The organism is Bacillus methanolicus (assembly GCF_028888695.1).
GTDB classification, from domain to species: Bacteria; Bacillota; Bacilli; order Bacillales; family Cytobacillaceae; genus Bacillus_Z; species Bacillus_Z methanolicus_B.
Genome location: NZ_PNFF01000002.1, coordinates 379,261 through 395,881, shown reverse-complemented (window position 1 = coordinate 395,881; position 16,621 = coordinate 379,261). Strand labels below are relative to the sequence as shown.

At 43.4% G+C, this 16,621-nt stretch carries 13 protein-coding genes; 12 read left to right on the top strand and 1 reads right to left on the bottom strand.

The genetic code is table 11. The features are described from left to right. Positions 1-231: 231 nt before the first annotated feature. The 10 genes from C0966_RS13530 (at position 232) to C0966_RS13485 (ending at position 13,959) form a co-directional block, all read left to right on the top strand. Positions 232-2,343 (top strand): (Fe-S)-binding protein, encoded by a 2,112-nt coding sequence (locus C0966_RS13530; RefSeq protein WP_274856264.1) that lies wholly within the window; start codon positions 232-234, stop codon positions 2,341-2,343. Positions 2,344-2,634: 291 nt separating this feature from the next. After that, positions 2,635-3,825 (top strand): acetyl-CoA C-acetyltransferase, encoded by a 1,191-nt coding sequence (locus C0966_RS13525; protein WP_274856263.1) that lies wholly within the window; start codon positions 2,635-2,637, stop codon positions 3,823-3,825. A gap of 66 nt (positions 3,826-3,891) precedes the next feature. After that, complete coding sequence (locus C0966_RS13520) at positions 3,892-4,743, top strand: 3-hydroxybutyryl-CoA dehydrogenase (RefSeq protein WP_274856262.1); 852 nt, start codon at positions 3,892-3,894, stop codon at positions 4,741-4,743. A gap of 75 nt (positions 4,744-4,818) precedes the next feature. Further along, the gene (locus C0966_RS13515; protein ID WP_274856261.1) at positions 4,819-5,949 is read left to right on the top strand and encodes an acyl-CoA dehydrogenase; all 1,131 of its coding nucleotides are present in this window, start codon (positions 4,819-4,821) and stop codon (positions 5,947-5,949) included. A 23-nt stretch (positions 5,950-5,972) separates the two neighbouring features. Beyond that, complete coding sequence (locus C0966_RS13510) at positions 5,973-7,112, top strand: acyl-CoA dehydrogenase (RefSeq protein ID WP_274856260.1); 1,140 nt, start codon at positions 5,973-5,975, stop codon at positions 7,110-7,112. A gap of 50 nt (positions 7,113-7,162) precedes the next feature. Continuing rightward, on the top strand, positions 7,163-7,810 hold the full coding sequence (locus tag C0966_RS13505; RefSeq protein WP_274856259.1) for a TetR/AcrR family transcriptional regulator: 648 nt from the start codon (positions 7,163-7,165) through the stop codon (positions 7,808-7,810). Next, complete coding sequence (gene icmF, locus C0966_RS13500) at positions 7,803-11,054, top strand: fused isobutyryl-CoA mutase/GTPase IcmF (protein ID WP_274856258.1); 3,252 nt, start codon at positions 7,803-7,805, stop codon at positions 11,052-11,054. The genes C0966_RS13505 and icmF overlap by 8 nt, the downstream gene beginning before the upstream one ends. A gap of 151 nt (positions 11,055-11,205) precedes the next feature. Beyond that, positions 11,206-11,427 carry a hypothetical protein gene (locus C0966_RS13495; RefSeq protein WP_274856257.1) on the top strand — a complete coding sequence of 74 codons (222 nt, stop codon included), beginning with the start codon at positions 11,206-11,208 and terminating at the stop codon, positions 11,425-11,427. A 119-nt stretch (positions 11,428-11,546) separates the two neighbouring features. Next, complete coding sequence (rpoE, locus tag C0966_RS13490) at positions 11,547-12,119, top strand: DNA-directed RNA polymerase subunit delta (RefSeq protein ID WP_274856256.1); 573 nt, start codon at positions 11,547-11,549, stop codon at positions 12,117-12,119. A 235-nt stretch (positions 12,120-12,354) separates the two neighbouring features. Further along, the gene (locus C0966_RS13485) at positions 12,355-13,959 is read left to right on the top strand and encodes a CTP synthase (protein WP_274856255.1); all 1,605 of its coding nucleotides are present in this window, start codon (positions 12,355-12,357) and stop codon (positions 13,957-13,959) included. A 302-nt stretch (positions 13,960-14,261) separates the two neighbouring features. Here the strand turns inward: C0966_RS13485 and C0966_RS13480 are convergent, their stop codons facing one another. After that, positions 14,262-14,783 carry a DUF2529 domain-containing protein gene (locus tag C0966_RS13480; protein ID WP_274856253.1) on the bottom strand — a complete coding sequence of 174 codons (522 nt, stop codon included), beginning with the start codon at positions 14,781-14,783 and terminating at the stop codon, positions 14,262-14,264. A 229-nt stretch (positions 14,784-15,012) separates the two neighbouring features. Here C0966_RS13480 and C0966_RS13475 point away from each other — a divergent pair, with 229 nt between their 5' ends. Both C0966_RS13475 and C0966_RS13470 read left to right on the top strand, forming a co-directional pair. After that, positions 15,013-15,384, top strand: a complete 372-nt coding sequence (locus tag C0966_RS13475; protein WP_274856252.1) for a response regulator — start codon at positions 15,013-15,015, stop codon at positions 15,382-15,384. A gap of 226 nt (positions 15,385-15,610) precedes the next feature. Continuing rightward, positions 15,611-16,501, top strand: coding sequence for a class II fructose-bisphosphate aldolase (locus C0966_RS13470; protein WP_274856251.1), 891 nt, complete (start codon positions 15,611-15,613; stop codon positions 16,499-16,501). The last annotated feature ends 120 nt before the right edge of the window (positions 16,502-16,621 follow it).

Sequence of the window (16,621 nt, the reverse complement as noted above, 5' to 3'; positions counted from 1 at the left end):
TCTGCACCTCAATTCATTTCTCTTATTGTTGCCGAAAATCGTTCCTCTATTACGAATTCCTATTCATTTTTGAATCGGAGGGAAGTTAAAAAAATGGTTGACTGAATGCTCATTCATTATATAATGGAACTATAGATGTATTCTGAAAATTTTAAAACAATAAAATTTTCCCCAAATTACCTGATACTATTTGAAGCAATTGAAACTTCGATGAAAGGAGCGCTGCACATAATGACCCCATTGTTATGGGTAAACCTTATTGCATTCCTGCTTGTAACCGCTTACGCTGTCGGTTTGTTTGTATACGTGGTGAAGACAAGAATTGCATTCATTAAGCTCGGAAAAAAGACGGAATTTGACAATCGTGTGAAGGAACGTCTTAAAAATATCTGGGTGAATGTATTCGGTCAAAAAAAGCTTTTGAAAGATAAAAAAAGCGGCGCCATCCACGTCATGTTTTTTTATGGATTTATACTTGTCCAATTCGGAGCAATTGATTTTATTTGGAAAGGATTAAACCCGGGTTCCCATTTGCCGCTCGGGTCTCTGTATTCCGGTTTTACATTTTTTCAGGAAATCGTAACGCTCATGATTTTAGTAGCGGTTCTATGGGCTTTTCACCGCCGCTACATTGAAAAGCTGGTTCGTCTAAAAAGAGGTTTCAAATCAGGGATTGTATTGCTGTTTATCGGCGGATTAATGCTTTCTGTTTTATTTGGCAACGGCATGAACATCATTTGGCACGGACATGAGCCAAGCTGGACAGAGCCGGTTGCTTCGATTATAGCCCAAGCCTTCTCGTGGACAGGAGCAACCGGTGCAGTTGTTTTATTTTATATCGCCTGGTGGATTCATTTATTATTCTTGCTTGCATTCCTCGTATATGTACCGCAATCAAAGCATGCCCACTTGATTGCAGGGCCGGCAAACGTTTATTTTGACCGCCTTGATAAAAAAGGAAAATTGACAAAAATCGATTTTGAAGACGAATCTCAGGAATCATTCGGTGTAGGAAAAATTGAAGACTTTACCCGGCTTCAAATGATTGATTTCTACGCCTGTGTGGAATGCGGGCGCTGTACAAATATGTGCCCGGCGACAGGAACGGGAAAAATGCTTTCCCCGATGGACCTGATTGTAAAACTACGCGACCACTTAACAAATTATGGGGCAGCTGTTACTTCAAAGCAGCCGTGGGTGCCGACATTTGCGTTTAAGCATACACAAGGAAATCAGCTTGCGCTAGCGGCAGCCGGAAAAGGCGCAGAAGAAGCGGCGGCCGGGTTGGCCTACAATCCAAGCCTGATCGGCGATGTCATTACCGAAGAGGAAATCTGGGCATGTACAACTTGCCGGAACTGTGAAGACCAGTGTCCGGTTATGAATGAACATGTTGATAAAATCATTGATCTTCGCCGCTACCTTGTTTTAACCGAAGGAAAAATGGATGCAGATGCACAGCGTGCCATGACAAACATTGAACGCCAAGGCAATCCTTGGGGGCTAAACCGGAAAGAGCGCGAAGACTGGCGTGAAGCCCGCGAAGATGTTTATATTCCTACAGTAAAAGAGTTAAAAAAAGAAGGGGAAGAGTTTGAATACTTATTCTGGGTCGGCTCCATGGGATCATATGATAACAGAAGCCAGAAGATTGCTCTTTCTTTTGCCAAACTGTTAAATGAAGCAGGTGTAAAATTTGCCATCCTTGGCAACAAGGAAAAGAACTCCGGCGATACGCCGCGGCGTCTGGGAAATGAATTTTTATTCCAAGAGCTTGCAACGAAAAATATCGAAGAATTCGAAAAGAATGAAGTGAAAAAGATTGTTACGATCGACCCGCATGCCTACAACATTTTTAAGAACGAGTATCCTGATTTCGGGCTTAAAGCAGAAGTTTACCACCATACGGAACTGCTCGCAAAACTCGTGAAAGAAGGAAAGCTCGTTCCGAAATATGAAGTTAATGAAACAATCACATTCCACGATTCCTGTTATTTAGGCCGATATAATGACGTGTACGATCCGCCGCGGGAAATCTTAAAATCCATTCCGGGCGTGAAGCTTGTAGAAATGGAACGCAACCGTGAAACAGGCATGTGCTGCGGTGCCGGCGGAGGCTTAATGTGGATGGAAGAAAAAACAGGCCATCGAATTAATGTCGCGCGTACAGAGCAGGCTTTAGCCGTTAATCCTTCTGTAATCAGCTCCGGCTGTCCTTACTGTTTGACTATGCTGTCAGATGGAACGAAAGCGAAAGAAGTGGAAGAAACCGTTCATACGTATGACGTGGCAGAGCTCTTGGAAAAAGCTGTGATCGGGGAAAAACAAACCCTCGTTTCGTAAAATCTATTTTAATTTTCAAGTAGAAATTGAAACACATCCTATAATTTTTTAAAAAGTGTTTCGATTTCTACTATTCTTACAGTAAAATAGAGCATAGGTAAACGCTTTCAATTTTATAAAAAAGGATTTACCCTTTTTCTTTCCACATAAATTGAGCGAGCGTTCAGTCGCCCAACCTGCTGGCATCTTAATCATTTCAGCATAACTCTAATCATAAACAAATGAGCCTTATTTCGTTTAAAGTTTTTTGATTTTTTAAAATAAATAAGCAAATAAAAGGAGAGGAATGGAATGGGAAAAACGGTTATTTTAAGCGGAGTCCGGACACCTTTTGGAAAATTGGGAGGAGCGCTTAGCAGCCTGAAAGCATCTGAACTTGGGGGAATTGCCATTAAAGAAGCGCTGAAACGGGCAAACGTGAACCCGGAAGAGGTTGATGAAGTCATTATGGGAACCGTTTTACAAGGAGGACAGGGGCAGATCCCATCCAGACAGGCGGCGCGTTATGCAGGAATTCCATGGGAAGTAAAAACGGAGACCATTAATAAGGTCTGTGCATCGGGAATGAGGAGCGTTACCCTTGCGGACCAAATGATCCGCGCCGGTGATGAAGAACTGATTGTTGCCGGAGGTATGGAATCGATGAGCAACGCTCCTTATTTATTGCCGAAAGCTCGCTGGGGATTCAGGATGGGTGATTCTACCGTAAAGGATTTGATGATTCATGACGGCCTCACCTGCAGCTTTACAGGCGTTCATATGGGAACTTACGGTAACGGCACGGCGAAAGAAATGGAAATCAGCCGCGAGGAACAGGATCTATGGGCCTACAGGAGCCATGAACGCGCGATTGCCGCAATCGAAGCCGGAAAGCTCGCCGAGGAAATTGTTCCGGTGGAAGTTCCCCAAAGAAAAGGCGAACCTATAATTGTGCAGAACGACGAGTCTCCAAGAAAAGACACCTCATTGGAAAGACTGGCAAAGCTCGCACCTGTTTTCGATTTTGACGGAACGATTACAGCCGGGAATGCGCCCGGTATCAATGATGGGGCGGCAGCTTTAGTGTTGATGAGCGAAGAACGGGCCGAGCGTGAAGGCAGAAAACCGGAAGCTTATCTTTTGGGACATGCAGCCGTTGCGGTGGAAGCGAAGGATTTTCCGAAAACACCTGGTCTTGTCATTCAACAATTGCTAAAGAAAACCGGAAAATTGATAGAGGATATTGATTTATTTGAAATCAATGAAGCGTTTGCAGCTGTTGCTCTTGCAAGCGGAAAAATTGCAAATGTCGATCCTGAAAAAGTAAATGTAAACGGCGGTGCAATTGCACTCGGCCATCCGATTGGCGCCAGCGGAGCCCGCATCATGATCACATTAATGCATGAGTTGAAACGCCGCGGCGGAGGAATCGGAATCGCAGCCATTTGCTCGGGCGGCGGCCAAGGTGACGCTGTGATGATCGAAGTTCCGAAGCAGCAATGAAACATAAGGTGATGCCGGAATCGATCTTAGGAGTGCCAAAGGTTTGATTTTAGAGGAGGAAAAGCAGTGAACGTAAAAAAAATCATGGTCGTCGGTGCAGGCCAAATGGGCTCAGGAATTGCCCAAGTATGCGCCCAGTCAGGCTATAGCGTCATTTTACATGATGTAAAACAGGAATTTGTCGAGTGCGGCCTTGGAGTGATCAATAAAAACCTTTCCCGCCAAGTAGAAAAAGGCCGCATGTCAAAAGAGAAAAAAGAAGAGATTCTTGGAAACATTCAAGTTTCCACAGACCTTCACGATGCGAAAGACGCCGATCTTGTAATCGAAGCGGCAGTAGAGAACATGGAAATTAAGACAAAAATCTTTGCCCAACTAGATGGGATCGCCCAAGAACACACGATTCTTGCAAGCAATACTTCTTCGCTCCCAATAACGGAGATTGCCGCGGCGACGAAGAGGCCGGAAAAAGTGATCGGCATGCATTTCATGAACCCTGTGCCGGTTATGAAGCTTGTTGAAATTATCCGCGGGCTGGCGACAGCGGATGAGGTTTATCAAACAATTGAAGACATCACGAAAACGTTAAATAAAGTTCCGGTCGAAGTAAATGACTTTCCGGGATTTGTTTCAAACCGTGTGCTGATGCCGATGATCAACGAAGCGATTTATACATTGTACGAAGGGGTAGCCACAAAGGAAGCGATCGATGAAGTGATGAAACTGGGCATGAATCACCCGATGGGGCCGCTTGCGCTTGCTGATTTCATAGGCCTTGATACGTGCCTGTATATTATGGAAACTCTTCACGAAGGATTTGGAGACGATAAATACCGGCCTTGTCCGCTGCTTCGGAAATATGTAAAAGCAGGCTGGCTCGGCAAGAAAACAGGCCGCGGTTTCTATGTATACGAATAACATCGAAGGAAAGTTTACTCCACGTTCAGACGGAATAGCAAATGAATGTTTTTTTTTCATCAGGAGGATCAAAATATGAACCTGAGATTTACGGAAGAGCAAGAAATGATGAGAAAAATGGTCCGTGATTTTGCCCAAAGCGAAATCGCGCCATTTGTTGAAAACATGGAAAAGGGAGAATTCCCGCGCGGCATCCTTAAAAAAATGGGTGAACTTGGTTTAATGGGCATACCTGTGCCGGAACAATACGGCGGTGCGGATATGGATTTTACATCCTATATTATTGCCATTCATGAACTGTCAAAAGTAAGTGCAGCCGTAGGTGCCATCCTGTCTGTCCACACGTCTGTCTGCACAATTCCGATCCTTTATTTCGGAACGGAAGAACAGAAGCAAAAGTATGTGCCGAAATTGGCTTCAGGCGAATATTTAGGGGCATTTTGCCTCACAGAACCGGGCGCAGGCTCCGATGCCGCAAGCCTCAAGTCCAGGGCAGTGAGAGATGGAGACGACTATATGATCAACGGTTCAAAAATTTTTATTACAAATGGCGGCGAAGCAGATGTTTATATTGTGTTTGCCACAACCAACCTTGAGGCAGGTAAGAAAGGGATCTCTGCGTTCATTGTTGAAAAAGGAACGCCCGGATTTATTGTCGGCAAAGACGAACATAAAATGGGGCTCCATGGTTCAAGAACCGTTCAACTTACGTTTGAAGATATGCGCATCTCCGCAAAAAACCTGCTTGGAAAAGAAGGGGAAGGTTTTAACATTGCAATGGCAAACCTCGATGCCGGCAGGATCGGCATTGCGGCCCAAGCACTCGGAATTGCAGAGGCCGCACTTGAGGCCGCAACAGGCTATGCAAAAGAGCGGCACCAGTTCGGCCGTCCGATTGCCGCGCAGCAAGGCGTCGCTTTTAAGCTTGCAGATATGGCAACAAATGTCGAAGCTGCAAAACTATTAATCTATCGGGCAGCCGACTTAAGGCAGAAAGGAAAACAATGCAGAAAAGAAGCTTCAATGGCCAAGCTGTTTGCTTCAAAAACAGCTGTTGAAGCGGCAACGGAAGCGATTCAAATTTTTGGCGGCTACGGCTATACGGAAGATTATCCTGTTGAACGGTATTTCCGTGATGCCAAAATAACGGAAATTTATGAAGGAACAAGCGAGATTCAGCGGCTTGTTATCAGCAAACAGCTGTAAAACAGGAAACGGGGGATAAGGACATGAACTTTCAACTTTCGGAAGAACATGAAATGATTCGAAAAATGGTCCGCGATTTTGCAAATAATGAAGTAGCGCCAACAGCGGCTGAACGGGATGAAGAAGAACGGTTTGACCGGGAGATTTTTGATAAAATGGCCGAGCTCGGCTTAACCGGAATTCCGTGGCCGGAAGAATACGGCGGAATCGGCGGCGATTATTTGGCGTATTGTATTGCAGTGGAAGAATTATCAAGGGTGTGCGCTTCTACAGGGGTCACATTATCTGCCCACACTTCCCTTGCATGTTGGCCGATTTACAAATTTGGCACTGAAGAGCAAAAACAAAAATACTTGCGGCCGATGGCACAGGGAGAAAAAATCGGCGCTTATGGACTGACAGAGCCCGGAAGCGGTTCCGATGCCGGCGCGATGAAAACAACGGCCCGCCTTGAAGGGGACCATTACGTATTAAATGGTTCGAAAATTTTCATAACAAACGGTGGTGTAGCAGATATTTATGTCGTCTTTGCCCTTACCGATCCATCAATGAAACATAAGGGAACAAGCGCTTTTATTATTGAAAAAGACTTCCCCGGCTTTTCAGTCGGCAAAAAAGAAAAGAAACTCGGAATCCGTTCGTCCCCAACAACCGAGATTATTTTTGAAGATTGCAAGGTTCCGAAAGAAAACCTTCTCGGCCGGGAAGGAGAAGGCTTCAAAATCGCAATGATGACCCTTGACGGCGGCCGCAACGGCATCGCAGCCCAAGCAGTCGGCATTGCTCAAGGAGCATTGGATGCTGCCATTGAATATGCGAAAGAGCGCCATCAGTTCGGCCGTCCGATTGCCGCTCACCAAGGGATCGCCTTTAAGCTGGCCGATATGGCAACGAGTATTGAAGCGGCAAGACTATTAACCTATCAGGCGGCATGGCTTGAGTCCGCCGGCCTTCCATACGGAAAAGAATCGGCGATGTCAAAGCTGTTTGCGGGTGATACAGCGATGAAAGTGACAACCGAAGCAGTCCAAATCTTTGGAGGATATGGATATACGAAGGATTATCCGGTTGAACGCTTTATGCGTGATGCGAAGATTACACAAATATACGAGGGAACCCAGGAAATTCAGCGTCTTGTTATTTCCCGGATGCTGACAAAATAGTACTTAAAAAGTGTACAAAATTCCTTTTTTGTAAAGGCGGTAAAAAGACAATGGAAAAACGTGAAGTGCATGCTTCTGTCAAAGATGAGAGCCTTGTTAATAAACGACGCAATCAAATGATTAAAGGTGCTGTCAGCCTTTTTAAACAAAAAGGGTTTCACCGCACAACAACAAGGGAGATAGCGAAAGCAGCCGGATTCAGCATCGGTACGCTATATGAATACATTCGGACGAAGGAAGATGTGTTATACCTTGTCTGTGACAGCATCTATGATCAAGTGCGGGAGCGCCTTCAAAAAGACCTTGATACGAGTCAGGGTACACTGGAAAGCTTAAAGCGTGGAATTGCAAATTACTTTCGAGTCATGGATGACATGCAGGATGAAGTGCTTGTTATGTACCAGGAAGCGAAATCACTCTCAAAAGATGCGCTTCCATATGTGCTGAAAAAAGAAATTGAAATGGTCGGCATGTTTGAAGATGTCATCAATCGATGTGTGGAAAACGGGGAACTGGTACTGACAAAAAAGCAGGTGCAAATGATTGCTCACAATATTTTCGTTCAGGGGCAGATGTGGGGATTCCGCCGCTGGGCGCTTCAAAAAATTTACACTCTCGAAGAGTACATTGAATTGCAAACGGAATTGCTTTTTAAAGGGATCTGCTTAAACGAACAGGGGGTAGAGAAGCATGTATAAGCCAAAGCATCACATTCGTTTTGTTACTGCCTCAAGCTTATTTGACGGCCACGATGCCTCCATTAATATTATGCGAAGGCTTCTGCAGGCCGGCGGAGCAGAAGTCATACACCTTGGCCATAACCGGTCTGTTGAAGAGGTAGTGAATGCCGCTATTCAGGAAGATGTCCAAGGAATTGCCGTTTCCTCTTACCAAGGGGGGCATGTCGAATATTTTAAGTATATGTACGATTTGTTAAAAGAAAAAGGTGCTTCCCACATTCGCATATACGGAGGCGGGGGCGGTGTCATTATTCCCCGCGAAATAAAAGAACTTCACGAATATGGGATTGCAAAAATTTTTTCGCCTGAGGACGGACGCCGGTTTGGCCTTCAAGGCATGATTGAACTCATGTTAAAAGAATGTGATTTTCCGACGGTCACTCTTGATGCGGCAGGCTATGTCGAAAAACTTCAAACCGGCGAGGTGAACGCTGTTTCCAAGCTGATCACACTTGCCGAACAGCATGTCAGCATTCAGAAAGAAACAGCTGCGGCCGTTGAGTCGGTAATGGAAAAAGTGAAATCACTGGAAAAATCCGCCCCTGTCGTCGGGATTACCGGAACTGGCGGCTCCGGAAAAAGCTCCTTAACCGATGAACTGATCCGCCGATTCCTCAATGAAATTCCCGAGAAAAGAATAGCCATTTTATCCGTCGACCCTACTAAACAAAAAACGGGCGGCGCTCTTCTCGGAGACCGGATCCGCATGAATGCCATTTTTTCACCGCGCGTCTATATGCGGAGCCTGGCAACGAGGAAATCAAAAAATGAGCTGTCATTAGCCATTAAAGATGCGATTTCTGTTGTAAAAGCAGCCGGCTTCGACCTAATTATTGTTGAAACAAGCGGAATCGGACAGGGAGATGCGGAAATTACCGAAATATGCGACGTTTCCATTTATGTTATGACAAGTGAATTCGGAGCGCCGTCACAGCTTGAAAAAATCGACATGATTGACTATGCGGACTTAATTGTGATTAACAAGTTTGAGAAGAAAGGTTCAGAGGACGCGAAGCGCCAAGTGCAAAAACAGTATCAGCGAAGCCGCATGCTGTTTGACAAAGATTATTCGGAAATGCCTGTATACGGGACGATTGCGAGCCAATTTAACGATCCCGGAACAAATGCGCTTTTTACGGCATTGATTGAAAAAATCAATGAAAAAGCAGGAACGAATTGGTCGACATCCTTCTCAAAAGAAGCGCATGTCGAAAAGCAAAATGTCATTATTCCTAACGAACGCCGCTATTATTTGCGGGAAATTACCGAAACGGTTCGAAACTATCATAAAAAAGCGGAAGAGCAAGTTGCATTTGCCCGCCGCTTGTTCCAAGTGGAGGGTGCCATTGAAGCGTTGAAGGAACGGGAAACAAATGGTGAAATTCTCTCGTCTCTTGAAGCACTGAAAGAAGACATTGAGTCTAAGCTTTCACCGGAATCAAAGAAGATTTTACTTGAGTGGGAACAGCTGAAAGAAAAATACTCTGCCGACAAGTTCGTTGCGAAAATCCGTGATAAAGAAATCGTTACAGAGTTAAAAACAAAGAGCCTTTCAGGATTAGAGATTCCGAAGGTTGCACTTCCGAAATACAAAGATTACGGAGAGATTTTAAGGTGGGTTTACCGTGAAAATGTTCCCGGGTCATTCCCGTATACGGCCGGTGTTTTTCCATTTAAACGCCAGGGAGAAGACCCGAAACGCCAGTTTGCCGGCGAAGGAACACCTGAACGGACAAACCGCCGTTTCCATTACTTGTCAAAAGATGACCCGGCAAAGCGCTTAAGCACCGCTTTTGATTCCGTCACCCTTTATGGCGAGGATCCGGACTACCGGCCGGATATTTACGGTAAAGTCGGTGAAAGCGGTGTCAATGTCTGTACCCTTGATGATATGAAAAAGCTCTATGCCGGTTTTGATTTATGCCATCCGTCGACATCTGTTTCGATGACAATCAACGGTCCGGCGCCGATTATTTTAGCCATGTTTATGAATACAGCGATCGAACAGCAAATAGAAAAGAAAGAAGCAGAACTTGGACGAAAGCTGACCGGCGAAGAATATGAACAAGTGAAAGCAATGACTTTGCAAGCAGTCAGGGGAACGGTTCAAGCCGATATTTTAAAAGAAGATCAAGGACAAAATACATGTATTTTCTCAACAGAGTTCGCATTAAGAATGATGGGAGATATTCAGCAATACTTTATTGATCATAAGGTGCGAAATTACTATTCGGTGTCTATATCCGGCTATCATATAGCCGAAGCAGGGGCCAATCCGATCACCCAGCTGGCGTTTACGCTTGCGAACGGGTTTACGTATGTCGAATATTATTTGAGCCGCGGGATGAAGATCGATGACTTTGCACCAAACTTATCGTTCTTCTTTTCAAATGGACTTGATCCGGAGTATTCAGTAATTGGCCGGGTAGCGCGCCGAATTTGGGCAATTGTGATGAGAGATAAATACGGGGCGAATGAAAGAAGCCAGAAATTGAAGTACCATGTCCAGACATCGGGCCGTTCGCTGCATGCCATGGAAATTGATTTTAATGATATTCGGACAACTCTTCAGGCACTAATGGCACTTCATGACAACTGCAACTCGCTTCATACAAATGCTTATGACGAGGCGATTACAACTCCGACAGAAGAATCGGTTCGCCGGGCGATGGCCATCCAGATGATCATTACAAAAGAACATGGATTAACGAAAAATGAGAATCCTCTTCAAGGGTCATTTATTATTGAAGAGCTGACAGACCTAGTGGAAGAAGCAGTCCTTCAGGAGTTCGACCGCCTGAACGACCGCGGCGGGGTTCTCGGTGCGATGGAAACCCAGTATCAGCGCGGGAAAATCCAGGATGAATCGATGTATTATGAAATGAAAAAACATTCAGGAGAACTGCCGATCATCGGCGTGAATACGTATGTAAATCCGAATCCGCCATCAGAAGATGAGCTTAACAACATGGAATTGGCGCGGGCAACGAAAGAAGAGAAAGAGCTGCAAATCCAAAACCTCCGTTCATTCCAAGAACGAAATAAAGACCGCGCAGCCGAGGCGCTTAACCGCTTGAAGCAAACAGCCGTAAGCGGAGGAAATATCTTTGCGGAGCTGATGGAAACAGTCAAAGTGGCCAGCCTCGGCCAAATCACCCGAGCTCTCTACGAAGTTGGAGGACAATATCGCAGAAATATGTAATCTTCATAAAAAAATGGCTTATGTTTATAAGCCATTTTTGTATATAAAGATTTTTCAAATTGGCACACTTTCCATTATAATCAAACTATATGGAAGCTGGGGCTTTAAAAACGGCCATCATAGGAAGATGAAGATACAGGATGTGACCAATTTGAAATCATTTTTTTTCATCATTTCAATTATCGGTGCCTTAGGTGCATTATATTATCTTTACCAGCGTCAGTTAGGCGCCATATCCTTTTTCATTTTATCGATTTTTTTCTTCAGTTTAGCTTTTAACCAGCTTTCCAAACGCCCGGATGAAACGGAAACAGACCGATCATTAACAAATAATGATTTTATAAACGAAAAAAGTGTGAGAAATAGAAGATAGAACTAGCATAAACAGGAGGAATTTGTTTATAATGAAGAATATGTATTTTGGGAAATACTTGCCAATAAAGGGATGAAGCCCTTTATAGTGGCTTGATATAGAGAAAGGAAGTGCCGATATTGAGTCTGAACCAATACTCAAAAGAGGAATTGAAAGAAATGTCTTTCATTGAAATTGCTTATGAACTGTTGAATGAAAAGAAACAAGCAGTTCCATTTAAAGACATTGTAGATGAAGTTTCGCAGCTTCTTGGCCTTAGTGAAGAAGAAGTAAGAGCGAAATTGGCGCAATTCTATACAGATATGAACATAGACGGCCGGTTTATTTCACTTGGAGAAAACCGGTGGGGGCTTCGTGTTTGGTATCCTATAGACCAGACTGAGGATGAAACGATTACAACTGTTAAGCCTAAGAAGAAAAAAGCGAAAAAGGCTCTTGATGATGATCTTGATGTCGATGATTATGACGACATCGATGAAGACGAAATTGATTACGATGATATCGATGCGTTTGAAGAAGATGAGGACGAGGATCTTCTTGACGACGATTTAATTGATGAAGACTTAGACGCCTTAGACGAAGATGATGACGAAAGTGATATAATAGATGACGAGGATGATTATGACCTCGATGAAGAAGAAGAGCTGCTCGATGATGAGTTAGAAGATCTGGAGGACGAAGAGGATTTATAATCAGCTTGACTTTTTTCGACAAGGCTTGTACAATCTTTTTTGGGCTCTATAAATTAGGAACGGTCTTAAAATAAAGCGGTAAAACGCTCCCTTACAAAATGTAGGCGGAGCGTTTTTATTTTTTTATAAAAGCTTTTAATGAATCGTTTTCCCTGTTTTTAAATTAATTTTTTACTGATTAAGCCTTTAAAGAGAAGGCATAATGCACAAACTGTTTAAGAGGGGGAATACACACATGACAAAGTATATTTTTGTAACAGGCGGCGTTGTGTCGTCACTTGGAAAGGGAATTACGGCAGCTTCATTAGGGCGGCTGCTGAAAAACCGCGGTTTAAAAGTAACCATTCAAAAATTTGATCCTTATATAAACGTCGATCCGGGGACGATGAGCCCTTACCAACATGGGGAAGTGTTTGTAACGGATGACGGAGCTGAAACGGATCTTGATTTAGGCCATTATGAGCGTTTCATTGATATCAATTTAAATAAATACAGCAACGTTACGACCGGGAAAATCTATTCAGCCGTTTTGAAAAAGGAACGCCGAGGCGACTATTTGGGCGGAACCGTTCAAGTCATTCCTCACATCACGAACGAAATTAAAGAACGTGTTTTCCGCGCAGGCCGCGAAACGAATGCAGACGTTGTGATCACCGAAATCGGCGGAACAGTCGGAGACATTGAATCGTTGCCGTTCTTGGAAGCGATCCGCCAGATGAAAAGTGATGTCGGCAGGGACAATGTCATGTATATACATTGTACACTCGTTCCTTATATTAAAGCAGCCGGTGAAATGAAAACAAAACCGACCCAGCACAGCGTAAAAGAATTGCGCAGCCTCGGAATCCAGCCAAATGTGATTGTTGTGCGTACTGAAATGCCGATCTCGCAAGATATGAAAGATAAAATTGCATTGTTCTGCGATATTGATCCGAAGGCGGTCATCGAGTGCCGGGATGCAGATACGCTTTATTCCATACCGTTGGCACTTCAAGAGCAGAACATGGATAAAATCGTATGTGAACACTTAAAGCTTGAGTGCGGCGAAGCGGACATGACCGAGTGGATCCAGCTCGTGGAACGGGTAACAAATCTTTCTCGGAAAACGAAAATTGCACTAGTCGGAAAATATGTTGAACTGCAGGATGCTTATCTTTCCGTTGTCGAAGCTTTGAAACATGCAGGCTATTACTTTGATGCGGAAGTGGAAATTAAATGGATCAATTCAGAAGAAGTCACTGCTGAAAATGTACAAGAGCTTCTGAATGATGCGGACGGAATTTTAGTACCGGGTGGATTCGGTAACCGCGGTATTGATGGAAAAATTTTCGCAATCCAATATGCCCGCGAACAGAAAAAGCCGTTCTTCGGCATTTGCCTTGGAATGCAGCTGGCATCCGTTGAATTTGCCCGCAATGTTCTTGGCCTGGAAGGAGCACATTCCTCTGAAATTGATCCTGATACAAAGCATCCGATCATTGACTTGCTTCCTGAACAAAAGGATATTGAAGACCTTGGCGGAACACTTCGCCTCGGCCTGTACCCATGCAAGCTCTCTGAAAATACGAAAGCTTACAAGGCGTATCAAGACGAAGTTATTTACGAACGCCATCGCCACCGCTATGAATTTAACAACCATTACCGCGAGACAATGGAGGAGGCCGGATTCGTATTCTCAGGCACCAGCCCTGACGGCCGCTTAGTAGAAATTATCGAAATTAAAGACCACCCATGGTTTGTTGCATCTCAATTTCATCCGGAATTTACATCACGGCCGACCCGTCCGCAGCCGTTATTCCGCGATTTTATTGAAGCATCTTTAAAAGCGGCAGAAAATTAATCGAAAAACCCCCCGGAAGATGAAATTCCGGGGGGTTTTTTAAAAAAAAATCAATACTTTGTGCTTGTCTTGCTAGGTTACTATAATTGTCTGAACCAATTATGAGCCTTCGTTTGAATTTATGAGCTTTTGTTCGAACATATGAGCCCTCGTTCAAAAATATAAGCCTTCATCCTCAATCATGATCCGTCAGCCGCATTTACGAGCCTTCATCCTCAATTATGATCCGTCAGCCGCGTTCAAGAGGCTTTATCCTTATTCATAAACCTTCCACATAAATCATAAACCTTCGTTATCAAACATCATTCATATTCACCAATGATTTCATCGATCGTAAATTTAAGCCCGAAGTAAACAAATAACGCAGCGATCGACGATGGGTAGCCAAACCGGCCGCCTTTTTCATCAGGAAGCAAACCTTTTACAAGCCTTAAATCGATATGAATATCCGCAAGGCTCGTTAAATCGTCACTGTCGTTTTCTACAGCAGTCGAAACCGCAACGAAAGGAATGTGTTTTTCGGATAAAGCCCGTGCGATCTCAACAGCTTCCTTGTCTTGGGAAAAGCGGGATAGCAGCAGAACTCGATCCGTATCTTGTATATCATCAAGTGCAGTCCATTTTTTTGCAGAAATCAAAGGTTCAGCACCCTCTGTCGCTTCCGCTTCAACAGCAGCCATTTCTTTTAATCCGCAAATATAAATAGATCCATCGCCGACAGCTGCTTGGGCAAGCAGGCGGGCGCCATCCTCAATTGAGAATTCTTCCTTGTCATGAATTCTATTAAAAAGCCCTGTTAATTGGGTAGAAAACATTTTTAGCAATTGTATTCGCCTCCATCATATCCAAGTTCATAAGAAATACTATTTCATTATAAAATTTTTTTAAGACAGGGTAAAATTTGAATCCGATAAGAAAAAATAACCAAATAAAAAGGCAGGAATCATCAGAAAGAAAGTAGAATATATCTAGTGAAAGTATACATATATATCCGCCAACAAATCGCTATCATTATAAGACAGGGGAAAAAATAGATAATGGGAAGGTGAGTTTATGAAAGGAAAAGTGCTAATTGTCGATGATCAGTTTGGTATACGAATACTTCTAAATGAAGTTCTGCAAAAAGAAGGGTATGATACATACCAGGCCGCCAACGGAGTCCACGCTCTTGAAATTGTCACCAAGTACTCCCCGGATCTAGTCCTTTTAGATATGAAAATTCCCGGAATGGATGGAATCGAAATTTTAAAAAGAATAAAAGTCATTGACCCTGACATCAGAGTCATTATTATGACTGCATACGGAGAATTGGATATGATTCAGGAAGCAAAAGAATTGGGTGCTCTCACTCATTTTGCCAAGCCGTTTGACATTGATGATATTCGTGCGGCAGTAAAAAAATATATACCGATTTCGACAAACTAAACAGATGTCAGCGATTGCATTTAATTGAATATTTAAATAATTTGAAAAAAGCAAATGTTTAATAGCATTTCTATTTTCTTTTTGGTATGATACAAGTGAAATTTTGAAGGATCGTCCTTTCGTTTTGACTGAGTTTCAAAAGGTACATATTCAAATTCGATGCAGGAAAAACTTAATATGGATCATATGGTTAAAATGAAACGATCCCCTATGAGGAGGAAGAAAAATGCCTTTAGTTTCAATGACTGAAATGCTGAATAAAGCAAAAGCAGAAGGCTACGCTGTAGGCCAATTTAACTTAAACAATCTTGAGTTTACTCAAGCCATTCTTCTGGCTGCAGAAGAAGAAAAGTCCCCTGTTATTTTAGGCGTTTCTGAAGGAGCCGGCCGCTACATGGGCGGTTTTAAAACCGTTGTCAACATGGTTAAAGGATTAATGGAAGATTATAAAATTACCGTTCCGGTAGCGATTCACCTTGATCACGGTTCAAGTTTCGAAAAATGTAAAGAAGTGATCGATGCAGGTTTTACTTCCGTTATGATCGATGCTTCCCATCATCCTTTTGAAGAGAATGTAGAAGTGACTAAAAAAGTAGTAGAATATGCTCATGCGAGAGGCGTTTCTGTTGAAGCTGAGCTTGGAACAGTTGGCGGTCAAGAGGATGACGTAATAGCAGACGGAGTTATTTACGCAGATCCAAAAGAGTGTGAAGAACTTGTAAAACGTACAGGAATCGATTGTCTTGCTCCTGCATTGGGTTCTGTCCACGGTCCTTATAAAGGGGAGCCGAATCTTGGCTTCAAGGAAATGGAGGAAATTGGAAAAATTACCGGTGTTCCTCTAGTATTGCACGGCGGCACCGGAATTCCGACAAAAGATATTCAAAGAGCGATTTCCCTTGGTACTGCAAAAATTAATGTTAATACAGAGAACCAAATTGCTTCCGCAAAAAAAGTCCGTGAAGTTCTTGCAGAAAATCCAAATATGTACGATCCGCGCAAGTATTTAGGCCCTGCCCGCGATGCGATTAAAGAAACGGTCATCGGCAAAATGCGCGAATTCGGTTCTTCCGGCAAAGCGCAAACCGAAGAAAACGCCCAGATTATAAAAGCTTGAAACCGCCTTTTTTAAGGCGGTTTCAATTCATTTTTACATGTTTAAAAATTTCGTCGAATACTTTTGGAACGGGTAGTGTAAAATGTTTTTATAAAAACGTAAGGTAATATAATATATTGT